Annotated in this window: 24 protein-coding genes, 1 tRNA gene and 1 pseudogene; 16 read left to right on the forward strand and 10 right to left on the reverse strand. The window is 55.6% G+C overall.

Translation table 11 applies throughout. The features are described from left to right. Positions 1–12 precede the first annotated feature (12 nt). Positions 13–411: a tetratricopeptide repeat protein gene (locus tag AC2TDJ_RS19480; RefSeq protein WP_480844355.1), complete on the reverse strand. Its 399-nt coding sequence runs from the start codon at positions 409–411 to the stop codon at positions 13–15. Between the two features lie 1193 nt (positions 412–1604). On the opposite strand from AC2TDJ_RS19480, the gene AC2TDJ_RS19485 reads away from it, so the two are divergent. From AC2TDJ_RS19485 to AC2TDJ_RS19500, 4 genes are read left to right on the forward strand one after another with little or no spacing between them, the layout of a single operon-like run. Then, positions 1605–2036 carry a c-type cytochrome gene (locus AC2TDJ_RS19485; RefSeq protein WP_480844356.1) on the forward strand — a complete coding sequence of 144 codons (432 nt, stop codon included), beginning with the start codon at positions 1605–1607 and terminating at the stop codon, positions 2034–2036. 10 nt (positions 2037–2046) lie between these two features. Then, positions 2047–2388, forward strand: coding sequence for a copper resistance CopC family protein (locus AC2TDJ_RS19490; RefSeq protein WP_480844357.1), 342 nt, complete (start codon positions 2047–2049; stop codon positions 2386–2388). Continuing rightward, positions 2385–3257 carry a copper resistance D family protein gene (locus AC2TDJ_RS19495; RefSeq protein WP_480844358.1) on the forward strand — a complete coding sequence of 291 codons (873 nt, stop codon included), beginning with the start codon at positions 2385–2387 and terminating at the stop codon, positions 3255–3257. Before AC2TDJ_RS19490 ends, AC2TDJ_RS19495 begins: the two co-directional genes overlap by 4 nt. 11 nt (positions 3258–3268) lie before the next feature. After that, the gene (locus AC2TDJ_RS19500; protein ID WP_480844359.1) at positions 3269–3703 is read left to right on the forward strand and encodes a c-type cytochrome; all 435 of its coding nucleotides are present in this window, start codon (positions 3269–3271) and stop codon (positions 3701–3703) included. A gap of 308 nt (positions 3704–4011) precedes the next feature. Here the strand turns inward: AC2TDJ_RS19500 and AC2TDJ_RS19505 are convergent, their stop codons facing one another. The 5 genes from AC2TDJ_RS19505 to AC2TDJ_RS19525 form a co-directional block, all read right to left on the reverse strand. Then, positions 4012–4992: a D-2-hydroxyacid dehydrogenase family protein gene (locus AC2TDJ_RS19505; RefSeq protein ID WP_480844360.1), complete on the reverse strand. Its 981-nt coding sequence runs from the start codon at positions 4990–4992 to the stop codon at positions 4012–4014. Further along, a complete protein-coding gene (locus tag AC2TDJ_RS19510; RefSeq protein WP_480844361.1) occupies positions 4989–5225 on the reverse strand; it encodes a hypothetical protein in 237 nt (78 codons plus the stop codon). The genes AC2TDJ_RS19505 and AC2TDJ_RS19510 overlap by 4 nt, the downstream gene beginning before the upstream one ends. Positions 5226–5275: 50 nt before the next feature. Beyond that, positions 5276–6364: a 4-oxalomesaconate tautomerase gene (locus AC2TDJ_RS19515; RefSeq protein WP_480844362.1), complete on the reverse strand. Its 1089-nt coding sequence runs from the start codon at positions 6362–6364 to the stop codon at positions 5276–5278. A 58-nt stretch (positions 6365–6422) separates the two neighbouring features. Continuing rightward, positions 6423–8453 carry a tripartite tricarboxylate transporter permease gene (locus AC2TDJ_RS19520; protein WP_480844363.1) on the reverse strand — a complete coding sequence of 677 codons (2031 nt, stop codon included), beginning with the start codon at positions 8451–8453 and terminating at the stop codon, positions 6423–6425. 81 nt (positions 8454–8534) lie between these two features. Next, a complete protein-coding gene (locus AC2TDJ_RS19525; RefSeq protein ID WP_480844364.1) occupies positions 8535–9623 on the reverse strand; it encodes a tricarboxylate transporter in 1089 nt (362 codons plus the stop codon). A gap of 139 nt (positions 9624–9762) precedes the next feature. On the opposite strand from AC2TDJ_RS19525, the gene AC2TDJ_RS19530 reads away from it, so the two are divergent. Next, positions 9763–10431 carry a response regulator transcription factor gene (locus AC2TDJ_RS19530; RefSeq protein ID WP_480844365.1) on the forward strand — a complete coding sequence of 223 codons (669 nt, stop codon included), beginning with the start codon at positions 9763–9765 and terminating at the stop codon, positions 10429–10431. Continuing rightward, positions 10428–11795, forward strand: coding sequence for a sensor histidine kinase (locus AC2TDJ_RS19535; protein WP_480844366.1), 1368 nt, complete (start codon positions 10428–10430; stop codon positions 11793–11795). The genes AC2TDJ_RS19530 and AC2TDJ_RS19535 overlap by 4 nt, the downstream gene beginning before the upstream one ends. A gap of 358 nt (positions 11796–12153) precedes the next feature. Here the strand turns inward: AC2TDJ_RS19535 and AC2TDJ_RS19540 are convergent, their stop codons facing one another. Further along, the gene (locus AC2TDJ_RS19540) at positions 12154–13218 is read right to left on the reverse strand and encodes a zinc ABC transporter substrate-binding protein (RefSeq protein ID WP_480844367.1); all 1065 of its coding nucleotides are present in this window, start codon (positions 13216–13218) and stop codon (positions 12154–12156) included. Between the two features lie 587 nt (positions 13219–13805). Beyond that, complete coding sequence (locus AC2TDJ_RS19545) at positions 13806–14552, reverse strand: IclR family transcriptional regulator (RefSeq protein ID WP_480844368.1); 747 nt, start codon at positions 14550–14552, stop codon at positions 13806–13808. A 216-nt stretch (positions 14553–14768) separates the two neighbouring features. Between AC2TDJ_RS19545 and AC2TDJ_RS19550 the strand changes: the two genes are divergently transcribed. From AC2TDJ_RS19550 to kce, 10 genes are all read left to right on the forward strand, one after another. Beyond that, positions 14769–15605 carry a cyclase family protein gene (locus AC2TDJ_RS19550; protein ID WP_480844369.1) on the forward strand — a complete coding sequence of 279 codons (837 nt, stop codon included), beginning with the start codon at positions 14769–14771 and terminating at the stop codon, positions 15603–15605. Positions 15606–15670: 65 nt separating this feature from the next. Continuing rightward, positions 15671–16015, forward strand: a complete 345-nt coding sequence (locus AC2TDJ_RS19555) for a cupin domain-containing protein (protein WP_480844370.1) — start codon at positions 15671–15673, stop codon at positions 16013–16015. 11 nt (positions 16016–16026) lie between these two features. Further along, entirely contained in the window at positions 16027–16812 is a 786-nt protein-coding gene (locus tag AC2TDJ_RS19560; RefSeq protein ID WP_480844371.1) for an SDR family NAD(P)-dependent oxidoreductase, read from the forward strand. 3 nt (positions 16813–16815) lie between these two features. After that, a complete protein-coding gene (locus tag AC2TDJ_RS19565; protein ID WP_480844372.1) occupies positions 16816–17739 on the forward strand; it encodes a 3-hydroxyacyl-CoA dehydrogenase family protein in 924 nt (307 codons plus the stop codon). A gap of 43 nt (positions 17740–17782) precedes the next feature. Then, positions 17783–19063 carry an ABC transporter substrate-binding protein gene (locus AC2TDJ_RS19570; protein WP_480844373.1) on the forward strand — a complete coding sequence of 427 codons (1281 nt, stop codon included), beginning with the start codon at positions 17783–17785 and terminating at the stop codon, positions 19061–19063. 50 nt (positions 19064–19113) lie between these two features. Further along, complete coding sequence (locus AC2TDJ_RS19575; RefSeq protein WP_480844374.1) at positions 19114–19842, forward strand: ABC transporter ATP-binding protein; 729 nt, start codon at positions 19114–19116, stop codon at positions 19840–19842. After that, complete coding sequence (locus tag AC2TDJ_RS19580) at positions 19835–20542, forward strand: ABC transporter ATP-binding protein (protein ID WP_480844375.1); 708 nt, start codon at positions 19835–19837, stop codon at positions 20540–20542. Before AC2TDJ_RS19575 ends, AC2TDJ_RS19580 begins: the two co-directional genes overlap by 8 nt. A 1-nt stretch (position 20543) precedes the next feature. After that, complete coding sequence (locus tag AC2TDJ_RS19585; protein WP_480844376.1) at positions 20544–21407, forward strand: branched-chain amino acid ABC transporter permease; 864 nt, start codon at positions 20544–20546, stop codon at positions 21405–21407. Then, on the forward strand, positions 21404–22432 hold the full coding sequence (locus AC2TDJ_RS19590) for a branched-chain amino acid ABC transporter permease (protein WP_480844377.1): 1029 nt from the start codon (positions 21404–21406) through the stop codon (positions 22430–22432). The genes AC2TDJ_RS19585 and AC2TDJ_RS19590 overlap by 4 nt, the downstream gene beginning before the upstream one ends. Positions 22433–22436: 4 nt before the next feature. Next, positions 22437–23375: a 3,5-dioxohexanoate:acetyl-CoA acetone transferase gene (gene kce / locus AC2TDJ_RS19595; protein ID WP_480844378.1), complete on the forward strand. Its 939-nt coding sequence runs from the start codon at positions 22437–22439 to the stop codon at positions 23373–23375. Between the two features lie 94 nt (positions 23376–23469). On the opposite strand, the pseudogene AC2TDJ_RS19600 reads toward kce, so the two are convergent. Both AC2TDJ_RS19600 and AC2TDJ_RS19605 read right to left on the reverse strand, forming a co-directional pair. Beyond that, positions 23470–24025, reverse strand: a pseudogene (locus AC2TDJ_RS19600) (IS5 family transposase); the annotation flags it as partial. Positions 24026–24239: 214 nt separating this feature from the next. Next, a tRNA-Arg gene (locus tag AC2TDJ_RS19605) sits at positions 24240–24316 on the reverse strand. Between the last annotated feature and the right edge of the window lie 48 nt (positions 24317–24364).

The raw sequence follows: 24364 nt of genomic DNA on the forward strand, positions 1-24364 counted from the left end.
AACCCTCTCTTATCAAATCGACTCAAACTGCCCCATTGGTGCTGACGTCAGACAAGCTGCCGCACAAATCAACTCCGCAGCCCGTTGATAATCCTGCAAGACAAGTTCACCGTTCAGGTACATCAAACCAAGCCGGTTCTGCGCCAGCGCACTACCCTGATCAGCGGCCGCGCTGTAGAGCTCGACAGCACGGCGCATATCGCGCTCAGTTCCCAGACCCATCTCAAACAGGCGCCCGATGAAGAACGCACCATCCGCGTCACCGTCGTCAAAACCGGATTGGAACTCCTCGACTGCGCCCGAAACATTACCAGCTTCAAGGGCGGCAATGCCCGCAGGAACGTCAGCAAATGCAGCACACGCGATAGATGCAGAAATTACCCCGCCAAAAGCGGTCCTCAAAATACGCATTCCGTAACCCTTTGTTTGCTTTATTATCTTCCGGTTAACAAAGGTCACAACACACGTTAAGGGGGAAAATTAGATCGGACTTCACTAAAAAGTTATGCGCCTTTGGTCTGTGGCCGCAATGTGGCAACTCGCGTCGAATGCAGAAGCGCTTGGCCTGTTTGACGCCACATTTGTATCCATGAAAACAAAATGTCTGAGCTTTTTAACGTTACCGAACTGACCCGGGAGACAGGTGATCCAGCTTCAGAGCTGCTAAACGACGAATCGGTTTCCGAAAAAGTTACTTCGCAAGTGTAATGCGGTTATTGGGGCGGGTTTTGGCACTGCACTGCCAGCATCGAAACGTGAGGGCTGTTGAACCACTAGGAGGCTGGATGCATCCAATCTCCGCCTCAAGTCCGAAGTTGGTTGAAAGGTCGGCTTTTTACCTCTATCGGAATGGTATCTGCTACGCACAACGAACAGCACAACTACAGCAACAACAAGCAGTATCAGAACTTCCACAGGATCGGACCTTGTAGATAGTTTGGTTCAAAACACATGCAGAGAAGCCCACAGCCGCACTGCACGTTATGGTTGATATTGGTGTGACCGATCGGTTTTATCTAGTGGAAAGTGATTTACATCACGTTCTCAACGTCCGCCGTGGACCCAAGGTATATCTGATCGCGTCAAAATACCTAGGATGCCTACGTTGTCACGGGCGCACCTGTGCAGTAGCGTCCAGCACCATGGTAATTCGGCGATACCCATTTGTGCTATTGGTTAGCTTTCTGGTCATCCTGACCGGTATAGCTGGCGTTGCTCACGCGGTATCAATTGGTTGCGTTGGCATTCATTGTGAGGAACACAGGGAACCTGCTGAACACTCTGCGTTAGCAACGAACAGCGGTGATGTCTCGGTTTCTAGTCATCATCATGGCCCGGAGAGTTCAGGAACCGGAGAATGCAATCCCTTTGTCTGCCAAGCAATTGTATTGCTCGCCCAGAACAGTGAAGCCGAGCAGGGTCAACGTGATATTGACCCAGAGTTCCAGATTAGGGCTCAAGCCAAGCTGAATGAACCAGATAGCCCTTACAGGCCCCCTGACCTTTAAAGCAGTGTAAACCCTTGCGGACCTAAGCGACCTGCCCGTCCGGCTGTTCGCGATGTGTCGCAACACTACCAGCTCCCAAAATGTCAGGACTAATCCATGAAAAAAAGTTACTTACTAGTTGGCGTATGCACCGTCGCTGCCGTCGCCGCTTTCATAATTCTTCGGCCCGGTTCAATCGAAGAGGCCGCACCACAGGAACCACTTGAAGGTGATGCTATGGTCGCAATTCAGATGCCGCCCATCGAGGGTAACGCCGCAATCGGCCAGCGTGTCTTTGAGGTCTCCTGCGCCTCCTGCCACGGCGTGAATGCGGTCGGTATAGAAGGCGCAGGGCCGCCTCTGATCCACAAAATATACGAACCCAGCCACCACGCTGATGAAGCCTTTCAGAGGGCGGTTTCACAAGGTGTAAGAAGCCATCATTGGCAGTTTGGCGACATGCCGCCCGTGGAAGGTTTGACGCGAAGTGACGTTGCTATGGTGATCGCGTACATTCGTGAAATCCAACGTGCCAATGGGATAAATTGAGGACAGCACCATGAAAAAGATCGTAACGCTCGCATTCATGGCCGTTCTTCCCAGCGGCATACTGGCGCATTCCAAGGTCGAAGAAACAACCCCTGCAGACGGAGCCACAATAACCACTGTGCCCGCTGAAATTGGCCTCAACTTCTCTAAGGACATCCGGCTGACACGGATAGAGATGGCCCATGAAGAGCATTCGGCAGTACGCCTAGATTTGGACGAGCAGACAAGTTTTGGTCAGGAGTTCACGATCCCACTGCCGAGCAATGGAACTGGCACCTATGTCATTGAATGGCGAGGCTTAGGTGAAGACGGCCATGCGATGCAGGGCGAGTTTTCCTTTACCGTGGAATGAGCATGCCAGACATTTGGGGTATTGCCGCAGTCTTCGCAAAGCTGGGGCTCTACATCGGCTTTGCCGGCTCCACCGGGCTTATGATTGTTAGCTGCCTCTATTCCGGCTTTGTCGCACCGATACAACGAGGGGTCATGCGCCAAGCTAGGGCCTTGGCGTGCCTTGCTCTCGCCGCAACGGTAGTTGGCTTCATGCTTCGTGGGGCCGCCTTAACAGGCGGATTTGACGGCATGGTCGATCCAGAGATGCTTGGTCTACTTTGGCAGACATCCGTGGGCGACGTCCTTGTTTACCGCCTTGTAAGCGTAGTGTTGATCCTTTTGGGACTGTCTGTTCCTCGCTTTGGCCACTGGGTCGCACTGTTGGGTGGCACAGTGGCTTTGTGGTCCTTTTCACAGATCGGGCACGTGCCAGAACTGGAGAGTTTTGGTGTCCAACTCTTGCTCCTATTGCACCTGCTGTGTGTAGCCTTCTGGGTGGGTATCTTTAGCCCGCTACGGAGTATGGCTATCATGCCCGAACACCTTAGAGATGCTGCTGAACTTGGGCAAAGGTTTGGGCAAACTGCTGCATTGGTTGTACCGGCTTTAATCGTGGTAGGCCTCTGGATGGCTTGGTTGCTCGTCGGCAATCTCCAAGGGCTCTTGTTCACTGGCTACGGGCAGGCGCTGTTGTTCAAAGTGTTTCTTGTGGCACTGCTGTTGATCCTCGCCGCTGCCAATAAGCTCCGATTTGTTCCGGCCATGCGAGGTGGAGAGGCTGAGGCAGCGCAACACCTAGCCCGATCCATCGAGCTTGAGGCAATAATCGTACTAGTTGTGCTGGCGACAACGGCGACACTCACGAGCGTGCTAACGCATCCGAGTTAAGGTATGAAGAGATGAACAAACACCTGTATGCACTGGTTTTATGCTGCAGTGGTACAAGCGCCGTTGCAGATCATGAGTTGATAGACAGAGACTTAGCAAATGGGCAGGAACTTTATGCAGTGCACTGTGCCTCATGCCATGGAGTTAATCTGGAAGGCCAACCTAACTGGCAAACACCCGATGATGACGGAGTGTTACCCGCACCACCACATAACGTGACAGGACACACATGGCATCATGATAATCAGCTACTGTTCGAGTACACCAAACTAGGTGGGGCAGATGCTTTGGCAGCACGCGGTATCAAAGACTTCAACAGTGGCATGCCGGGCTTTGAGGGCACCCTGACTAACGAAGATATATGGGACATACTGGGCTACATACGCTCCACTTGGCCTGACGACGTTCAACAAATGCAGGCCAGTCGCAACCTACCGCACGAATAGAAGACAGTAGGTCTAGCACAGGTTTGGAAATGCACAGTTCAACGTAGCAGGTTGTGCACTTCTAAGTGTGGCACTATGGTGAGACACACTGCAAACCAACACACTACAATAGTGTTTACTATCAGTGCATTAGGCGTTCGGCGGCGTTTCCCCTAGGCTCCACCATCTCACATATTGATCCGCTACCCAAGAATCTTCCAAATATGCAGCAGGAGTATCCTTTGGGCTCGAAACCGTTCTTTTGAAATTAATCGACGCAAGAAAGAGCCCATAGCGTGGCTGTACCCATGTGAGACACGAAGCCAACACTACTTTGCGCGGGGCCAGACCTCCGAATTGATCATGTGGATCGGTGCACCTTCGGCAAACGCGTTGACCTGATCAAAGATGTCGGCGAATTGCAGGTCGAACTCGTCCTCGGTGACGAAACCGATATGCGGCGTCGCAATCAGGTTGGGGTGCGAGAGCAGCGGATCGTTCGGGTCGGTCAGCGGCTCGGAATCGAAGACGTCGATGGCGGCTTTGCCGGGGCGGCCCTTCCTGAGCCCATCCAGCAATGCGCCGGGCTCGATCAGCCCTGCCCGGGATGTATTCACGAAAAGTGATCCGGATTGCATCACGGCAAAATCACCCGCTGTTATGATCCCTTTGGTCTCTGGCTTCAGGCGAACATGAACCGAGACGACATCGCTGCCGGAAAAGAATTCGGCGCGGCTGGGCGCGACGGGTGCGCCATCGGTTCTGGCGCGTGCGCGGCCGTCGTCGGAGGACCACCAGGTGACGTTCATGCCAAAGGCTTCGGCGTAACCCGCAACCGCGCGGGCAATTCGGCCATAGCCGTAAAGACCCAGCTGACGCCCACGCAGTGTCTTGCCAACTCCGGCTTGCCAGCGACCTGCCTTGACCGACGCCATTTGTGCAGGCAAGTCCCGCATCCCGGCCATGATCAGTGCCCACGTGAGTTCGGCTGCTGCGAAAGATGGTGTGCCGCCGTGCATATTCGAACAAAGCAGCACATTGTGATCAGAGCAGGCCTGAACGTCCACATGAGGATACACGCTGCGCTGGCTGATCAGGCGCAGGTTGGGCAATTGTTCCAGCAACTCGCGGGTCATCTTGGTGCGTTCGCGAAACAGGACCACTGCCTCAGCGCCCTGCAAGCGAGACGCCAATACGGTGGTGTCTTCAACGTGGTCTGTCCAGACTGTCACATCATGGTCGGTGAGTTTGGCAAAACAAGGCAGGCCGCGCAGCGTGTCAAACCAGTCATCCAGAATGTGAACTTTCATCGGCTTTCGATACCCCGCCCGGTTTCCAGTTTTCGAGGTGTGGGAACAAAATGCGGAGCTTCAAGCGCCGACAGTGCATTGCGGACACGTTCGCTTTGATCCAGTAGGTGATTGAATTGCTCATCACAGCCCGCAATCGGTGTCGGATAATCCGCCATGTCCCGTCGCAAAGCTGCCAGTGCCAGCCTGAGTTCCTGTCGCGCGATTTCGAGGCATTCAGAGTAATCGTTCATCGTGATACTCCTTTTTGTATACCTTTGTATACATTATTCTAAAAGCTCGATCAACTCCCGGTCCAGACACTTTCGGGTACATAGATATGCCCATCCGCTAATTTGCGCGCAGTGCGCACCAGGCCCGCCGCGTTCAGGGCAAAGCCGTTTTCGGCGGAAAAATCCACCAGAACGTCGATCGTTCCCGATGCATGTTCCAGCACGACCTCGGCAGGCCCCGTCTCAGCCCGTTGCAACAGCCCATCCGCAACAGTCCCCGGCGTCAGCGCACAAGAGGCCATGCACTGCGCGCCGGTGACCGCCATCGTCGGGTGGGTCTTCCATGGCATGAAATACCTGACAGCGATTGTTCCGCCGTCTCGGGCGGGCGACAGAAGGCCGAATTTCGGGGTTACCGATTGGGACACATCCCCCATCCCCATCCTTTCACCGGCCTCGATCCGAACCGCCTCCATCCGGTCAAAAAACTCGCGATTACCGTCCAGTTCTTCGGCGCTTTCATAGCCCGTCAGACCGAAATCCTCGGCGCGTGCGATGACCATGGGCATGGCAACATCCATGCAGGTCAGCTCGATTCCCTGAACGGTATCGCGCAGGTTCCCCGTCGGTAGAAACGCACCGGTGGACGAGCCTACAATGCCCATGAAACTAAGCTGCACAGGTGCAGCGCGACCCGGAACGCCCGCGATCTCGACGTCGCCTTGATAAGTCAGCTGACCGCCCGGTGTCTGTACCTTGGACAGCACCTGTGCGCCCGTGTTGACGGCGCGCACGCAGATTTCCGTCTCATCGCCTTGCGGTTCGATCAGACCCATCTCAATCGCCGCAGGGCCGACCCCGGACAGGATGTTCCCGCAAGTGGGTTTGAAATCGACCAGCTTTTCCTCGACCGAGACCTGAGCGAAGAAATAGTCGATATCCGCCCAGTCATCCTCGCTCGCCGATAGCATTGCCACCTTGGTTGTCACAGCCGCGCCGCCGCCGATGCCGTCGATATTCAACGGATGCCCGGCACCGATTGCAGCAATCAAAACTTCCGCCAAGGTATCCAGATTCTCTGGCAAGTCCGACCTGCGGAAATAGGGACCGCGCGAGGTGCCGCCGCGCATGAAGACATAAGGGATTGCCTTCTGGGTCATAGCGCGCCCCTCTCATCGGGTGAAACCAAGGAGGTCGTCGGACCTGTCATGGCGCGGCTCATTTCAGCGGCCATGGCAGGTCCACCATGTCCTGCAGCAGACCCGGCGGGAAATCCCGGTTCAGCGCGCCCGCCATGATGCACATGAAGCCGATTCCACAGGCGGTCAGGATCAGGGTCATTTGCCAGCTTGACCCGGCACGAATGCGGAAGAAAGCGATCAAGAACCCGATCAGGGCAAGGATGAATCCAACGACCCACGTGGCCGCAATCAAGCTGGCGAACCACGCCAGTGTGGACCAGAGGCCATGAGGTGCGTTGGCATCTTCACCAGCGATTTCCTTGTCGGCAAAGATCGCATCACCCTCGGGCCGCCGCATCATCTGGATCAGCAAAACGACACAGCAAAACAGCGAGACGCTGCCGATCACAAGCGGGATGATCTTGTCTGTCATGTTGTAGTCGGGGATCATGTTGGCGTTGACCAGGGCAACGATCAGATAAGCCATGATCACCAGCAGGAAGACCAGCGGCGCGCGTTTGTTTCCCGCCTGCACGTCGCCTTCGGCCATGATCATCTTGGCCTGTCGAATGCCGAGAATAACTGAAACAACCGTGACCACGATCAAAATTATTACGATCGGGCTGAAGACGTATTCCATGCCTTCGCCAAAGCTCTTGCGGAACCGGAACGAGGCAATCTGGAAGGCTTGGTTGGTGAACTTCTCGACCGGGTTGGACAGCACGAAGCCGATCAGGAAGGCCGGGCGCGACCAGTCGAAACGGCGCAGGAAGATGCCGATCAGGCCAATCACGAACAGGGCCAACAGGTCTTCGAAGTTCTGACCCGACTGGAAGGCCGCAAAGCTGATCAGCATGAACAGGAACGGGGCCAGATAAGTAAAGCGGATTGTCGTCAGCCTGGCGATACCGCCCGAGGCCGCAATACACAGGATGGTGCCGACCACGTTGGCCAGCGCCAGCAGCCAAACGATCGAATAGGTGATGTCGAGATTGTCCTTGAGCATACTCGGGCCGACCTCGATATCCCCTGACCCCAGCAGCGCCACCGCGCCGATGAAGATCGCCATCGAACCAGATCCGGGGATGCCGAACAGCAGGGTTGGCACCAGCCCGCCGCCCTCCTTGGCGTTGTTCGAGCTTTCCGGCCCGATGACGCCACGCACTTCGCCCTTGCCGAAGTTGCTCTTGTCCTTGGTGGATTGAACCGAGTGGCCGTAGGCGATCCAGTCGACGACTGACCCCCCGAGACCGGGAATGACGCCAACGACCACCCCGATGATCGAACAGCGGACCGACAGCCAGATATTCGCCGCCCAGTCCTTGACACCGTCCAGCCATCCGGCCCCCAGCGAGGCCCCCTTGGCAATCGATCGGTCTTGCCGCAGCAGAGAGACGATTTCCGGGACAGCAAAGATGCCCAAGCCGACGATCACCAGTTTCAGGCCATCCGTCAGATAGGGAATGTCATAGGTCGCCATACGCAGCGACCCGCCCGCATCCGCCTCGCCTATTGTACCGACCATTAGGCCAAGACCTGCGGCGGCTACGCCCTTTAGCGGGATACGCCCGGCCAGAATGGCGACCATCGACAGGCCGAGAATGGTGATCATCAACATTTCCGGCAGGCCAAAGGCCAGAACGATCGGTCGCGCCACCAGGATGAACATCGTCAGGAAAGTCGCGCCGACCAGCCCACCGAACAGCGACGACGCAAAGGCCGCGGACAATGCCCGCGCGGCCTCACCTTTTTTGGCCATCGGAAAGCCGTCCAGCACAGTCGCCTGCGAGGCGGAACTGCCAGGGATGCCCATCAGAACCGAGGCAAAGGTGTCAGAGGTCGGGACAACAGCGACCATTCCGATCATCAGCGCCAGACCCAGGATCGGGTCCATTCCGAACATGAAAGGCAGCAACAGGGACAGGCCGGCAATGCCGCCCAGCCCCGGAAAGACACCAACGGCCAACCCCATGACTACGCCGAGCACAAGATAGCCCAAAACGATGGGTTGCAGGATCAAGCCCCACGCATCACCAAACGCAGGAAGAGCTGTGGCGAAAACCTCCATAGCGGCCGCCTTTCATTTCATCTTGGTAGAAGTCAAAAAGCGCGGCCCTCGCGTTGAGGGCGCGCGCTGCGAGTCGTCGGCCTAGTTCAGCTCGACGCCGTAGGCTTCTTTCAGCCAGTTCAAGACGTATTGCTTGGCATTGTCGTCCACATTCGTTGCGGTCTGTAGTGCAGCCTTCGAGCCATCGCCGACAAAGACCGGATACTTGCCAACTCGCTTGGATGAAATTTCGGCAAAATCCGGCCGCTCGGTCACAGCCTGGAAGGCTGCGGTATAGGTGTCCACGACCTCCTGCGGGGTATCGCCGGGAAGGAAGGCGAGCTTCTGAACCGGGAAGCCCGCGACAAAGAACGCTTTCCACGCATCCCAGGCCTCGCCACTGGTTTCACATCCATCGGTCGCTTCGCAGACCTCTTTGAAGGTCGGGATATCCGGGAAGGTGGGGTCGCGTACGATATTGCCATCAGCATCCAACGCACCCCAGGTCATCATCGGAACAGCCTGACCCGCCTCAACCAATGGCGCCGAGCCCCCCAGGTAACCGGAAGACGTCTGATAGTCGATATTGGCCTCGCCGCGCTCGAACATCAGGCGGCCATCGCCGCGACCCTTGATGCCGAACACCGGCTCGACATTCATGCCGAGCATCTGCCAGGCCAGCAGTGGCACCAGGTCCAGACGGGTTGCGCCCTGCGAGCCGTAGATGAAATTGGTGTCCTTCAGCGCGTTGGCAGACCCGTCAAACTTGGCGCCATCTTCTGCGTTCAAGTAAGCGACTCCGCCGGTTCCCGAAGCCATGACCGGAATCCAATCATTGTACTCGTAACGCACACGTGGATCGCTCAGCAGGTACGGAAACTGGGTCGAACCCGATGTACCGAACAGAAGCGTGCCATCATCGTGGCTCTGCTCCTGGAACCAGTTCGCGCCTTTGGTAGACCCCGCGCCGGGCATGAACTTCACCACGACGGTCGGCTGACCCGGCAGCGCTTCGGACAGTAGCGGTGCAAAGAAGTTGGCCCACTTGGCAGAGCCACCCGTTTCCGAAAACGGGATCACCCATTCGATGGTCTTGCCCGAGAAATCGACCTCGGCTGTGGCGGGCGCGGCGATGCCGGCGGCGGCGATCAGCCCCACGACAGCGCGACGGGTAAAGTTGGATACGGTCATTGGATCCTCCCTGTTGACCAGACAACCACGAAGGCGCCTCTCGCACCACCATGATCGCAAATAGAACTGTGGGGTTGATTCCCCCTCCCATCTGGCAATCATGAAGGGCCAACCTTGCGCGAAACTTGCAGGAGATCTGATGCGGATCGTTATCGTCGAAGATAATGAAACTCTCGCCAACGCCATTGCCTACCGCCTGCGTGATCGTGGCCATGCAGCGGACGTGTTGACCGATGGCGATGCGGCAGAATTGTATCTTGAACAGGAAGGCGCGGATCTGATCGTTCTGGATATCAATCTGCCCGGTCGGTCGGGGCTTGAAATCTTGCGAGCCCTGCGCGGCCGAGGTGACGGTGCGCCTGTAATCCTTCTGACGGCCCGCTCGGAAACTCGCGACAGGGTCACAGGTTTGGACATGGGTGCCGATGACTATCTGGTCAAGCCGTTTGAGATGGACGAGCTGGAGGCGCGCATACGCGCACTTTCAAGGCGCAAACAGCTGGACTATGGCGAGAAAGAAACGATTGGTCGTCTGGAGTTCGACCGAGGCGCGCGTCAGGTCAGCGTACAAGGAAAAATTCTCGATGTGCCGCGCAGGGAAATGGCGGTGCTGGAATGCCTGTTGGAGCGGCGGGGAAGGATCGTGCCCAAGGGTCAGCTGACCGATTACGTCTATGGCGTTGGGGCAGACGTGGACGACTCGGCCGTTGAACCCCACGTGTCGCGTTTGCGCAAGCGGCTTCAGGATCTTGGCATCGCCATCAAGACCGCACGAGGGCTGGGATATTTGCTTGAGGTGCAAAAGTGATCCAGCACAGCTCGCTCCGGCTCCGGCTGTTTCTTTTGATCCTGACACCGCTAGTCGTGCTAGCTGTATTGCTAGGGGTCTGGCGATTTGCCGTCGCTCAACGCACTGCGCAGGAACTGTTTGATGACAGTCTCCTGTCCGCAGGTCTGGCGATTTCCAGAGACGTTGCCATTTCCGGCGGTGACGCGCTGTCACCTTCAACGCGAAGCTTTATCCGTGATGCGTCCGGAGGCGAGATATTCTACCATGTTACAGGACCCGGCGGCATCTATGTGACGGGGTATGCATATCCTCCGTCCCCGGGCGCAATTACCCACGAAGACCCTTACAAACCGCACTTTTTTGAGGCCATCTATCGCAACGAACCCGTTCGTGTTCTCAGAATGACCGAGCGGGTGACACTGGAAAACCTGGTAGGTGACGCAACCGTGACGGCCTGGCAACTGATGGCTGACCGCAATTCGTTTGCCAATCAATTGTCTGTGCGCGCAGCGATCCTTATGGGCATCCTGCTTGTCACGCTGGCTCTGGCCGTCTGGTTCGGAGTTGCGCGAGGTCTGCGACCGTTGCTTGACTTACAGGACGCGATCGCCCTGCGATCAGCGGACGACCTTAGCGAGATCAAGCGCCCCGTACCGATTGAAGTGCAGGGCATTGTCAGAACGCTGAACCGGCTTTTTGGACAGGTCGAACGTAGTATCAGCGCCCATCAGACCTTTATTTCTGAAGCGGCGCATCAGTTGCGAAACCCCGCCGCAGCCGTGCAGTCAATGGCCGAAGCGCTTCGGGATGCGAAAACCGACGATGACAAGGAGCAACGATTACTGGAACTGGTGACGGCTGCCAAAAATTCGGCAACCGTGGCGGAACAATTGTTGTCGCTTGAACGTCTTAGGCACCCGACGCATCAGGAACAAATGGGCGATTGCGATTTCCGCTCGGTTGTCGAAGAGGCCTGCGCCGAGATGGGCGTTCACATCCTTGCAAAAGGGATCGAGTTCGACGTCACGATGCCTGACACAAGCGTCATGGTGTCCGGCGATCGGGTGTTTCTGGGCGAGGCAATCAAAAACCTGTTGGACAATTCCCTCAAACATGGCGGGGAAAAGTTGAGCAGAATTTCCGTTACCCTGCGCTGCAGTGATGACGCGGTGCAGTTAACTGTGTCTGATGACGGCAAGGGACTTACACCTGACCAGAGCGATGTGGCATTCGGGCGGTTTTCGCAACTGGAACATTCCGAGGGAAGCGGGCTGGGGCTTTCGATCGTCTCCGCCGTCGCACAGCGCCACGGTGGACAGGTTTCCATCAACAACGCCGAAAGCGGAGCAAGCCTCACACTTGAACTCCCAATCGTGACGTAACTTGTTCTTGGCAATTTGTTGAGCGCTTCAGAGATCGGGATCCGACAGCAACACTGAATCTCGAAGTATTTTGTGTCTTCGTTTCATGCGCTCGTGCCCCTCAGGGCAGTTGCTTCAATCGGTCTCGAAATCCCTTTCGAAGTTTGCCCGAGATCAAGTGCCATCGGATATTTCGACCTTGTCGAAGATCTGGATGTGCGGCGCGGTGCCCGTGTCGATCAAGCGACGCAGGAGCACTCAACCTGTGTGCGTCAGGGACAACGCTGTCACTGGGAACACGAGCACTGGTAAACTGCATTGCCCCTGACGGTGTTAAGCCCTGCCTGCGTTTTAACTTCGGCTGGGCTAACTAAGCAGATCAAAGGCACCCGGCCAGTGTTTTGGCCATGTTGCGGATGACTTGCGGGTAGAGGGTCACACCGGGCTCAAGATCAGACCCGAGAGGGTCAATCACAGCGGTATTGGCGTCGGTCCCCCCCAGAACGGTGTCAATAATTCCCGGATTGAACTGAGGTTCAGCCAAAACGCAATCAATGCCTTCTTCGCGAATGCGCCCCTGTATCTCTGCGATGCGCGCCGGGCTGGGGTCGGTTGCATCACCGATTGAAATCGCGCCCGAAGCAGGAAAGTCGAATGCGTCTTCGAAATACTGATAGGCGTCATGAAACACGATGAAGCTGCGGCCACGAACCGGTTCAAGTGTTTCGGCAACCTCGGCGGACAGCGCAGCCATTTCTTCACGCGCGGCGGCAGCGTTGGCAAAATAAGCACCCGCATTATCCGGGTCAGCGGCCGACAACTGCGCCGCGATCAGGTTCAGCCAGGTTTCAGCGTTTGCTGGTGACAGCCAAGCATGCGGGTCATGTGCACCGTGAGCGTGTCCATCGTGTTCGGCATGGTCGTCATGATCGTGGTCATCGTGTTCGGAATGATCATGTTCGTCTTCATGCGCGTGCTCGCCTTCCTCGGCATGCTCATCACCATGGTCATGATCGTCGTGACCCTCGTCTTCAGCATAGTCGTCGTGACCGTGGTCGCCTTCATCTCCATGGTCATGCGCCTCGAACAACGCATTTTCACGGAAATCAAGAAGAACAGTGCCGTCCGATTCCAGCAGGGTCGTGACAGTCGCCCCTTCGGCGAGAGTCTGGACTGCGCCTTCCATCCACGGCGTCAGATCTTCGCCCAGCCAGAAAACCAGATCAGCCTCCTGCAGGGCTGCGGCCTCCGAAGGGCGCAGGTTGTACTCATGTGGCGACGCACCCGGAGGAACAATCAGATCAGGTGTGCCGACACCGTCCATTACCCGTGCTACCAAAGAATGAACCGGCGCTATGTCGACAGCGACGTTGGGAACATCCGCGATTGCCGTCCCACCGATCAGTGCAGCCGAGATCGATATTGGAAGGAGATTTCTGGCCATCGGATCCTCTGTGTGATTTTATAACGTTACGAGCGGCATATATGATATGGAATAACATGACAAGAGAGGCATATACCAATCCGTCGGGGAGGCGCGTCCGTTTGGCAATCACAAACAAGACCACAAAAAAACGTTGAGACCGCCTGCGCCCCTACCGACGGCAAGACTATTTCTGACATTGACTCACTCCCAACCGTGTTCGCCACGTGGCAGATCAGCGGGCTCTGTCGCCCGCGGCATCTGATAAGCATATCAGATCCAATTTTTCGGAAAGGAAGTCTGGATCGATGAAACAAGTCTGGGCACCGGATGAAGGAAGAGAGGCACAAATGGTTAAGTTCTGCCATTTGATGACAATTAGGCAATTCTTTGTGTCAATTGGCGTTTTGTTTCGCACTGGTTTTGCCATTTGCGGCTCGAAGGTTTTCCTTCGTTTCAGAGAAACCAAATTGCGACGATGTTCTCGTGTGAAACACCTTTTGGGAAATATTCCAATCTACCGGATGCTCTGAGCGGAACAATTCTGCCTCGGCCGAGCGCATGCGTTGGACTTCAAGAACCAGCTTTCCGTTTCTGTGTACATCCCGTTACCTAAAGGTTTTGTGGATATTGGCGGAAGTTTCAATCAGCGATTTTTCGATTGTGGCTCTTTGCTTTGCAAATCTGGTCGTAGGTACAGGGATAGAGATTGCGTGCAGATCTCCTACCCAGTCGGTGAATGAAAAACCAATTGCTGACACGCCGACTGAGTGCTCTTCCAGGTCGTATGCAAGACCCTGTTTGCGGATAATGTCCAATTCAGTCAAAAATTCATCCAGGTTTCTCTGAACACCGTTTCTATCCCACTCGTTTTTTATAAGCTTGATGGATTCCTCCGGTTTGAGTTGCGCTAAGCAGGCCTTGCCGTTTGCAGTCGTCGTGAGCGGGAAAACCTCCCCGACTTGAGAAACAGTAGTCAGCCGGTAAATGCCGGGGACTTGATCCAAGAAAACCATACCAATACCGCGCATAACGGCGAGGTCCGTCGTTTCTCCGGTTTTCTGGGTCAGTTCAGTCAATAGAAGCCGACAGTGTTCGACAATATTGTAGTGCGCTGCGTCTGCGAGAACGCTCAGTTCAGGACCCAACCGCAAACCGCCACCATTCGCGTCAGCAATAACAAGCTTTTCTTCCGCCAGGGCGCTTGTGATTCTCTGTACCGTAGAGCGGGGCAAGTCGACGCGTTCGGCGATTTTCCCCAAGCTCATTCCGGATTGGCTTTCCTTCAAAACGCGCAGAATCGAAGCCGCTCGCGAAATAACCTGAATTCCACCTTTTTCATTTTTTTCAGACACTTGAGTTATCCTCACGCTTCTTGTTACCACCGCACACCGGCATCAAGTATTCAGTCACATTGTATCGCGATGCGGTGCAAGTCAACCGTATTATGAGTTTTAAGTTGACCGCATTGCGGTGCGCATGCATCATGATACGGGACAGGTGGGAAGGCCACCCAGACAAACGAAAATCGAACAACGCTGCATCACCGGCGAACAGAGGAGATATGCCCGATGGTTGAAATCCGCGGCATCGAATTCCAGGGCAACACCGAAAACGACATGGGGCTGGAGTTCTACAACCTGAGCCACAGATACGGGTTTCAGTGTCCGAATTGGCCCTACTTCAAAGACGTTCAGATCGACCGAAAACACTATATGGCCAAGTCCGGCGTTCTGTCGCAGACGATTACCACTACCATGCACGTGACCACGCATATAGATGCACCGGCGCATGTTGTTCAGGGAACGCCGTTCATCGACGAGGTGCCGCTGCCGCACTTCTTCGGTTCTGGCCTGGTCGTTTCGGTGCCCAAAAAGAAGTGGGAACAGATTACTGGAGATGATCTCGAGAAGGCTTGCGGGCACGCGATCCGCAAAGGTGATGTTCTGATCATCAATACCGGTTGGCACAAGCAGTACGAAGATGGTGACTACTTTGCCTACTGCCCAGGTCTTGTTCCCTCGGCCGCCGAGTGGATGATCGAAAAGGGTGTGAAAGTCGTCGGGCATGACACCCAGGCAAACGATCATCCGCTGGCCACGGCCATTGGCCCACAGCGAAACGGTCCGATAATGCCCCATCTGGAGAAAGAATATCTTGAATGGTCGGGTGGAACCCCGTGGGAAGTTGATTTCCCTGAGTGGGAGCCGGTACACAACATGCTGTTCTCCAAAGGTATTCTGGGTATCGAAAATGTCGGCGGGGATCTGGATAAGGTGACCGGCAAGCGTTGCACATTCGCGTTTTTCCCGTGGAATTGGGATCGTGGCGACGGTTGCATCATCCGCTTGGTTGCGATGATCGACAAAAACCAATCCTACCGAATCGAAGCTGGCAAAGAGTTCTGAACACTCACGGACCGGTCGTCGGTATTCCGGCGGCCGCCATTTCAACAACCCGATCGGAGACGGACATGCATCTGAAGCGGTTTCAAGACGCCCAACCCTATGAAGCACCGAACCACTTTGGGTGTCATGGGCTTCGTTTGCAGGGGTTTGAAGAACATGGGCCGAAAAACCAGTGGATTGGTTTCAGTCAGTTCCTGCCGGACGGCGGTGCTGGACCAGATTCTACTCCGTTCGAGAAAGTCTACGTTGTTCTGGAGGGTGAAATGACTGTCATCGTTAATGACACCGAAACCACCCTTGGCCCCATGGACAGCTGCACAATCGCACCGGGCGAAGTGCGCAAAATTGAAAACCGCGCGAACAACACCTGCAAAATGCTGGTGGTCATTCCGTATCCACCAGAAAGCTAAGGACGAAATGAATGTCTGATCCACTCAAGATGTTTGACGTAAAAGGTGATGTCGCACTGATCACCGGAGCTTCGGGAGCGTTCGGAATGGTAGCTGCACGCGTCCTGGCCGGGGCAGGTTGCAACCTCGTTCTGGCAGCGGGCAACCAAGACGCGCTCGATAAGATTGCCACAGAGTGCGAAGAGCTTGGCGCGACCGTCGTTGCAATAAACACGCGCCCCACAGATGAGGCGTCTTGTGATGCATTGGTCGACGAAGCCGTCAACAGCTTTGGTAAGCTCGATATTCTCGTTGTTGCGTCCGGCATGAACAAAGTCGCGCCGATCAACGAAATGACGCCAGAGACCTTCGATGCAGTGATGGACGCCAACGTGAACCAAAGCTGGCTGTTGGCACGCGCGGCGGCGGCGCACATGAAGCAAAGCAAATACGGCAAGATCATTTTCGTCAGTTCTGCTCGTAGTATCCTGGGCCACCCAGCCGGTTACACGGCATATTGCGCGTCAAAGGCTGCAGTAAACGGGATAACCAAAGCCTTGGGATGTGAGCTGGGTCCAACTGGGATCACCGTCAACGCGATCGCGCCGACGGTATTCCGTTCGCCTTTGACGGCCTGGATGTTCGAAGACACCGACGAAGCCAAGGCTGTGCGCGATGGCTTCCTGACCCGCGTTCCCAAAGGACGACTGGGCGAGCCTGAAGACCTGGCCGGTCCGCTCCTGTTTCTCGCGTCGCGGGCATCTGATTTTTACACCGGGCATATCCTTCATGCCGACGGCGGATATACGGCGGGTTAAAGAATGGTGCGCAAGAAGCAGCAGATAGCGGTAGTTGGCGCGGGTCTTATGGGGCACGGTATCGCCCTGACCTTGGCAAAAGCAGGTCAATATGTCGCCATCACAGATCCCGTTGAAGAGGCACGAGCCACCGTGTCTGACCGCATCCGCGCTAGCATGGCCGCGATGGGGGACGACGAGATCGCAATCACAAAAACCCTCAAGATGATTGAAATCTTTGCGACGACGGAAGGTGTAGTTAAAAGTGCCGACGCTGTGTTCGAAGCGGCACCGGAAAAGCTGGAGCTAAAGCAAGCGATTTTTGCTGAGATTGAAGCGCACGCACCAGAGACCTGCATTCTCGCGTCGAATACTTCGGTCATGCCGATCACTCAGATTATGTCTGGGCTGCGGTTGAAAAACCGAGCACTCGGAACACATTGGTGGAACCCGCCGCACATGATCCCGCTGGTCGAAGTCATTAAGACCGAGTGGACGGACCCTGAGGTCGCGCAGACGATGTTCGATCTGTTGGAAGATGCCGGGAAGACTCCGGTGATGGTCGAGAAGGATGTGCCTGGCTTTATTGGCAATCGCCTTCAGCATGCGCTGTGGCGAGAAGCGGTTAGTCTAGTGGAAAATGGGATCTGTGACGCGGAAGCTGTTGATACTGTGATCAAGTCCAGCTTTGGGCGGCGATTGGCGGTCCTCGGTCCGCTTGAAAACGCTGATATGGTGGGCACCGACCTGACGCTCGATATCCACAAAAACGTATTGCACGATCTTGAGGCGGGTAAGGGACCTTCATCTTATCTCAAGTCGCTTGTCGATGCAGGTAAGCTTGGAATGAAATCCGGCGAAGGCTTCAGGAAATGGGCCGAGGGCGAGGCAGACCGGGTTCGCCAACGTGTCGCGAAACATCTGAAAAATCTCGAGAAGACTTTGTAAGATCAATCAAACACTGGCGGGAGGCCGGTGAAGGGAGGACGCAATGACAAGGACTTTCAAAACGGCCACGAGGCGCAGTTTTATTGCCGGGGCTACGGCGGCAATCGCTGCTCCGGCCATCCTCCGGGCAACGCGTGCCTATGCCGCAAACCCGACGCTAAGGATTGGCAATGTCAGCCCGCGTACCGGTCCATTGGCTGGTTTCGCTGAGGCCGACGAGTACGTGCTTCAAGCCATACAGCAGGTCTTTTCGGCCGGGTTGGACAACAATGGAAAGACCTGGAATGTCGAGATCATTTCAAAAGACAGCCAGTCCAACCCGAACCGAGCAGCCGAGGTCGCGGCAGATCTGATCTTGGGTGATGAAGTTGATATCATCGTGGCGGCGTCAACTCCGGACACGGTGAATCCCGTCGCTGATCAGGCAGAGATCAATGAAGTTCCCTGTATCACAACCGACTGCCCATGGCAGCCTTATTTCTTTGGCCGCAATGGTGTTCCGGGAGAGGGTTTTGAAACGACCTATCACTTCTTCTGGGGTTTGGAGGATGTGATCGCAGCGTTCCTCGACATGTGGGACAAAACGGGCGTGACCAAGACTGTGGGCGGTCTTTTCCCCAACGATGCTGATGGTAATGCTTGGGGTGATGCGGAACTGGGCATGCCTAAACCGCTTGCTGCCGCCGGGTACACGCTCACCGATCCCGGTCGCTATCAGCCTCTGTCCGACGATTTCTCAAACCAGATCGCAGCATTCAAGGCGGCTGGTTGCGAAATCGTCACTGGCAACATGATCCCGCCGGATTTCGCGACTTTCTGGAGCCAAGCCGCCCAGCAAGGGTTCAACCCGAAGGTCGTGACCATTGGCAAGGCACTTCTGTTCCCATCCGTCATTGAATCGCTGGGCGACCGTGGTGACGGGCTATCGACCGAGGTCTGGTGGTCTCCACATCATCCGTTCTCGTCCTCACTCACAGGTATTTCTTCAAAAGATCTGGCAGAAGGTTACACGGCAGAGTCGGGCCGTCCGTGGACACAACCGCTCGGCTTTAAACACGCGCTGTTCGAGGTCGTCGCGGATGTCATCAAGCGGGCGGATGATTTGGAAGACCCGTCTTCGATCATTTCGGCAATCACGTCCACCAACCTGAACACAATTGTCGGGCCGGTGAACTGGAGTGATGGGCCGATGAACAACGTTACCAAAACTCCGCTGGTCGGTGGTCAGTGGCAGAAGTCCGGAGACGCGTACGAGCTGCAGATCGTTGCCAACAGCACCGCGCCAGAGGTTCCGGTGACGGCAGACATGAAACTGCTGGGCTGACCAGACATTCGGCGCCGATCTTGGCGCCGAACCCTCCATCCGAGAGAAACATGACGACAATCTTGAGACTCCAAGACCTGAGCAAGGCATTTGGCGCGGTCACTGTCGCAGATGCTATGAGCTATGAGGTCGAGCAAGGCGAAGCACTCGGGGTAATAGGCCCCAACGGCGCTGGCAAAACCTCGATGTTCAACTTGATCACTGGGACGCTCAAATCGAACTTCGGTGTCATAGAATTCAATGGGCAGAACGTCACCAAATGGAGCGCGGCAAAGCGCAGCCATGCAGGTATCGCGCGTTCTTATCAGGTCCCGCAGCCGTTTTCTGGCATGACGGTTTTTGAAAACGCAATGATCGCCGCCACGCAATCAGCTGGCATGCATGGACACCAGGCTGAGCGTTTTTGTCTGGAAGTTCTGTACCAAACGGAGCTGCTGCCCAAGGCAAACGTTTTAGCGGGCAACCTGACTTTGTTGGAACGCAAACGCCTGGAACTGACACGCGCGCTTTGCGCTAAGCCCAAACTGCTGCTGTTGGATGAGATTGCAGGTGGCTTGACCGAAGCTGAATGCAAGTCACTGGTTCAGACCATCAAGGACATCCACGCGTCTGGCGTCACCATTATCTGGATCGAACATGTTGTGCATGCGCTTCTGGCCGTTGTTGACCGCCTGATCGTTATCGACTTCGGAAAAAAGATCGCCGAGGGCGAGCCGCAGGCAATCATGGAAAGCGCTGAAGTCAAAGAAATCTATCTGGGGATCGAAGCCGATGCCTGATCCAATTCTGCAGACACGCGGGTTGAACGCGCACTATGACGACTTCCAAGCGCTGTACGATGTCGAACTGGACGTTGGCGAAGGCGAAGTTCTTGCCATCATCGGTGCGAACGGCGCAGGCAAGACGACCCTGATGCGATCTATCACCGGGCTGCTGACGAACGGACCGGATCAGATTCACTACCGGGGTCAGGATATCAGCCGCCTTCGCGCAGACCAGGTTGCAGAGCTTGGCTTGGCGATGGTCCCAGAGGGTCGTCAATTGTTCCCCTCTTTGTCAGTCAAAGAAAACCTTATGATCGGGGCTCAAGTTGGTCGAGCGGGCCCTTGGGATTTGAAAGCCGTCTATGATCTATTCCCGATCCTTGAAGAGCGAAAAGATCAGGCCTCTACATCGCTGTCGGGCGGTCAACAGCAGATGGTCGCCATCGGGCGCGCATTGATGGCCAATCCCGATCTGATCCTGTTCGATGAAATCAGCCTCGGGCTCGCGCCGATCATCATTAAAGACATCTACGAGGCTCTGCCCGGCATCATCGGCGAGGGCATGAGCGCGATCATCGTCGAACAGGACATCACCAAGGCACTGTCGGTTTCAAGCCGGGTCTACTGCCTGCAGGAGGGACGCGTTTCGCTGGAAAGCACGTCTGACACCGTTTCGCGCGAAGACATTTCGCGTGCGTATTTCGGGATCGAATAACATGGAATGGCTGAACGCTATTGTGCAGGGAACTTTGCTGGGTGGGCTATACGCGCTGTTTGCCGCAGGTCTGTCGTTGATCTTTGGAGTCATGCGGCTTGTCAATATTGCCCATGGCGATTTGATTGTGCTGGCCGCGTATCTCGGGCTGACCGTGACGACCGCGACGGGGATGAATCCGATGGCCGCTTTGGTGATCGTCGTTCCCGCCATGGCGTTGATCGGGTATGCCCTTCAACGCGGCCTGCTGAACCAGACACTGGGCGACGATATTCTTCCACCGCTGCTTGTGACCTTTGGGCTGAGCGTAATTATCCAGAACGGGTTGCTGGAGGTCTATACGGCCGACCCCCAAACACTGAATGCTGGTGCTCTGGAAACAGCCAGCGTTGCAGTAGGTGGTGTGACCCTCGGGATACTACCGCTACTAACCTTCGGGATTGCGATCGCCGTAATCTGGGGGTTGCAATGGACCTTTTATCAAACCGCACTCGGTCGCGCATTTCGAGCAGTGTCCGACAATCAAGACATCGCACAGCTCATGGGGCTCAATCGTCGGCATATCTTTGGCTTGGCCATGGCGCTGGCCCTCGGCGTGACGGCGATCGCTGGTATCCTGCTCGGCATTCGGACAAGTTTTGATCCTTCAATCGGTGGAGGTCGCCTGATCTTTGGCTTTGAGGCTGTCATTATCGGCGGGCTGGGCAACCTTTGGGGCACTCTCATTGGCGGCGTTATCCTTGGCGTCGCGCAGACCATCGGAGCCAAGATTGATCCGGGCTGGCAGGTGCTAGCCGGCCATATCGCTTTCCTTGTCATTCTTGCCGTTCGTCCGAACGGTCTCTTCCCGAGGGTTTCCGGATGAACCTGCAAGACTATTCCGTATCTCGATCCTCAAAAGCTGCCCGAGTTGCTGCGCTCCTAACCGCAATTGCTCTGCTTGTTTTGATTGCAGCGCCCTGGTGGGCAGGCCGCGCTGACATGCGCTTGATGGGAGAGTTGTTTCTCTACCTATCCCTCGCCACCCTTTGGAACCTCATGGCGGGCTACGCCGGTCTCGTCTCTGTTGGGCAGCAAGCCTATGTGGGCTTCGGCGGGTATATGCTCTTTGCACTTACGATGCTGGGTGGGCTGAACCCATTGGTTGCCATAGCAGCCGCAGGCGTGCTGGGGGCTTTGATCTCGATCCCGGTGGCTGTTCTGATCTTCAGGCTTCGGGGCGCATATTTTGCCATTGGCACCTGGGTCATCGCTGAAGTCTTTCGGCTGAGCTTCGCACAAATCTCAGCGCTTGGCGGAGGTTCAGGATCCTCGCTCCCGGTCGCCATCGTGAAATCACTGGCGTCCGGTCGCGCGATGCGAGAGGCGCTGAGTTATTGGCTGGCGCTCGGGTCCGCCGTACTGGTGGTGACCGCCGTCTATCTCTTCCTGCGTTCGCGCCAAGGTTTGGCGTTGACTGCAATTCGCGACAACGAGCTGGCAGCCGGTAGCCTCGGCATCGATATCTGGCGAACGAAGTTCATCGTCTACGTCGTCACGTCGGCGTTTACGGCAATGATCGGTGCTCACATTTTCCTTCAAAAGCTGCGCATTTCACCGGATGCGGCGTTCAGCGTCAACGACTGGACCGCCTTCGTCATCTTCATCGTCGTAATCGGCGGCATCGGCACCATCGAAGGACCGATCATCGGCACACTCGTCTTCTTTGCGCTGCGCGAAACGCTGGCCGACCTCGGAACTACGTACCTCATCGTTCTCGGAGTGGTTGCGATTGTCGTCATGCTCAAGGCACCGAAAGGTATCTGGGGCGTGATCCGCAGCCGTTATGACCTGCAACTATTCCCGCTGGGATATCGCGTGAAGCACATCAGACAATCCAAGGAAAACTGAACTCATGGCCCGTCAGAAAAAGACCATCATAACATGTGCTGTAACAGGAGCGATCCACACACCAACCATGTCGGATGCACTTCCGTACACCTATGATGACATCGCGCGGCAGGCGGTTAAGGCCGCAGAGGCCGGAGCGTCGATCCTGCATCTTCATGCACGCAATCCCGAGGATGGTTCACCGTCGGTTGACCCGAACGACTTCGCACCTTTCTTGCCGCGCATCAAACAGGCCACCGACGCAGTTGTGAATCTATCGACCGGTGGATCGCTGACACTATCCATTCAAGACCGGATCAACCCGGCCAAGACTTTCAGCCCAGAAATGTGCTCGATGAATATGGGTTCGATGAACTTCTCGTTTCACCCATTGGCCAACCGATACGGCGATGACGATTGGAAATTTGATTGGGAGAAAGACTATGTCGCGAACTCTGATCAGAACATCTTTCGCAATACGTTCCGAGACATTCGCGAGGCGGCGGAAACGTTGGCACCGCATGACATAAAATTCGAACACGAATGCTACGATGTTGGCCACTTGTATAACCTGAAATTCTGCATGGATATCGGGTTGTTCAAGGCACCAATCTTCATTCAGTTCATCTTTGGAATCCTCGGTGGTATCGGATCTGAGGTCGACAATCTGGTCTTTATGAAACGCACGGCAGACCGTCTGTTTGGCGATGATTACCGTTGGTCGGTCTTAGGGGCAGGTGGAGCTCAGATGTCGCTTGCCACGACGGCCAGTCAGATGGGCGGCAACCTTCGCGTCGGTCTTGAAGACAGCCTGTTCATTTCTCGCGGCCAACTGGCCGAGAGCAATGCGCAACAGGTGTCCAAAATCCGGCGTATAGTTGAGGATTTGGGTAACCAGATCGCAACACCAGATGAGGCAAGGGAAATCCTGGAATTGAAAGGAGGAGATCGGGTCGCGTTCTAGTACGGTCGTCTCTAACACCTGAAAGCCCAAACACTCGAATGGGAATTCCAAAGTCAAGGCTACATCAATCCACAGGTGTTTAAGTATGGTTAGGTTACGTTGACAAATGGCAAAGCCACAGGCGGATTGACGCAATGTCGACGTAGCCAAGAAATTTTCTGCTGTTTTTTTTCGTAACGTGTCGCGACGCGGCGTGCATTCTTCAGCTTGTTCAAGCATCTCAATCAGGTTCCACAGTCGATACAGTGGGCGATCAATGCCAACACGCTTCTTTCGCGACTTCCGCTTGGGAAATACCGTTTGGATGCTTCGGCAACGCATATCGTCGCGGCTACTGTCAGCATCGTAACCTTTGTCAGCCAGCAGCAATAAGGGTTCCGGCGGATTGTCGTTCATGATGAAATCGAAGCCGAGATAACCGGACGTCTGGCCGGGCATGATGTCAGTTCTCATCGGCAGACCGGCGGCACGTGCCCGAAGGTGGATCTTGATCGTGAAGCTACCTTTTGAACGGCCAAGGCCGTGTCGAGGAGGCCGTCATTAGCGACCGCTGCCTGATGATGGGCACGAACCACCGTGCTGTCGACCATTTGCGGGGCGTCGGGGACAATCCAGCTCTCGGTCAGCCCCGCTAGTATCTTGTCCCATACCTGTTGTGCGAGACTCGCTAAGTACGGCGCTACATCGCATCAACTGATGACATGGTAGGGCCATGAATCTCTGGATGAAGCTGAACGCTACACCAAATAAGCGGACAAGAAACGGATATTGTCTGTGGATGGTTCAGGAACAAAAAGTTCAGGTCGCAAATATCTGAACAAAATTGACCTGTAAGTATTTTGTTTTAGGGAAGTTTTTACCAAGTGGCGGACCGAGGAGGATTCGAACCCCCGACCCCTTGATTCGTAGTCAAGTACTCTATCCAGCTGAGCTATCGGTCCGCGTTGGTGAGGCGCTATGTAGACCCGGCGCAGGGTGCGTGCAAGCTG

The sequence above is a fragment of the Ruegeria sp. HKCCD6647-2 genome, assembly GCF_057221075.1.

Coding starts and splice junctions, on each gene's coding strand:
- AC2TDJ_RS19480 (WP_480844355.1), bottom strand. CDS start 411: ATGCGTATTTTGAGGACCGCTTTTGGCGGGGTAATTTCTGCATCTATC.
- AC2TDJ_RS19485 (WP_480844356.1), top strand. CDS start 1,605: ATGAAAAAAAGTTACTTACTAGTTGGCGTATGCACCGTCGCTGCCGTC.
- AC2TDJ_RS19490 (WP_480844357.1), top strand. CDS start 2,047: ATGAAAAAGATCGTAACGCTCGCATTCATGGCCGTTCTTCCCAGCGGC.
- AC2TDJ_RS19495 (WP_480844358.1), top strand. CDS start 2,385: ATGAGCATGCCAGACATTTGGGGTATTGCCGCAGTCTTCGCAAAGCTG.
- AC2TDJ_RS19500 (WP_480844359.1), top strand. CDS start 3,269: ATGAACAAACACCTGTATGCACTGGTTTTATGCTGCAGTGGTACAAGC.
- AC2TDJ_RS19505 (WP_480844360.1), bottom strand. CDS start 4,992: ATGAAAGTTCACATTCTGGATGACTGGTTTGACACGCTGCGCGGCCTG.
- AC2TDJ_RS19510 (WP_480844361.1), bottom strand. CDS start 5,225: ATGAACGATTACTCTGAATGCCTCGAAATCGCGCGACAGGAACTCAGG.
- AC2TDJ_RS19515 (WP_480844362.1), bottom strand. CDS start 6,364: ATGACCCAGAAGGCAATCCCTTATGTCTTCATGCGCGGCGGCACCTCG.
- AC2TDJ_RS19520 (WP_480844363.1), bottom strand. CDS start 8,453: ATGGAGGTTTTCGCCACAGCTCTTCCTGCGTTTGGTGATGCGTGGGGC.
- AC2TDJ_RS19525 (WP_480844364.1), bottom strand. CDS start 9,623: ATGACCGTATCCAACTTTACCCGTCGCGCTGTCGTGGGGCTGATCGCC.
- AC2TDJ_RS19530 (WP_480844365.1), top strand. CDS start 9,763: ATGCGGATCGTTATCGTCGAAGATAATGAAACTCTCGCCAACGCCATT.
- AC2TDJ_RS19540 (WP_480844367.1), bottom strand. CDS start 13,218: ATGGCCAGAAATCTCCTTCCAATATCGATCTCGGCTGCACTGATCGGT.
- AC2TDJ_RS19550 (WP_480844369.1), top strand. CDS start 14,769: ATGGTTGAAATCCGCGGCATCGAATTCCAGGGCAACACCGAAAACGAC.
- AC2TDJ_RS19555 (WP_480844370.1), top strand. CDS start 15,671: ATGCATCTGAAGCGGTTTCAAGACGCCCAACCCTATGAAGCACCGAAC.
- AC2TDJ_RS19560 (WP_480844371.1), top strand. CDS start 16,027: ATGTCTGATCCACTCAAGATGTTTGACGTAAAAGGTGATGTCGCACTG.
- AC2TDJ_RS19565 (WP_480844372.1), top strand. CDS start 16,816: ATGGTGCGCAAGAAGCAGCAGATAGCGGTAGTTGGCGCGGGTCTTATG.
- AC2TDJ_RS19570 (WP_480844373.1), top strand. CDS start 17,783: ATGACAAGGACTTTCAAAACGGCCACGAGGCGCAGTTTTATTGCCGGG.
- AC2TDJ_RS19575 (WP_480844374.1), top strand. CDS start 19,114: ATGACGACAATCTTGAGACTCCAAGACCTGAGCAAGGCATTTGGCGCG.
- AC2TDJ_RS19580 (WP_480844375.1), top strand. CDS start 19,835: ATGCCTGATCCAATTCTGCAGACACGCGGGTTGAACGCGCACTATGAC.
- AC2TDJ_RS19585 (WP_480844376.1), top strand. CDS start 20,544: ATGGAATGGCTGAACGCTATTGTGCAGGGAACTTTGCTGGGTGGGCTA.
- AC2TDJ_RS19590 (WP_480844377.1), top strand. CDS start 21,404: ATGAACCTGCAAGACTATTCCGTATCTCGATCCTCAAAAGCTGCCCGA.
- kce (WP_480844378.1), top strand. CDS start 22,437: ATGGCCCGTCAGAAAAAGACCATCATAACATGTGCTGTAACAGGAGCG.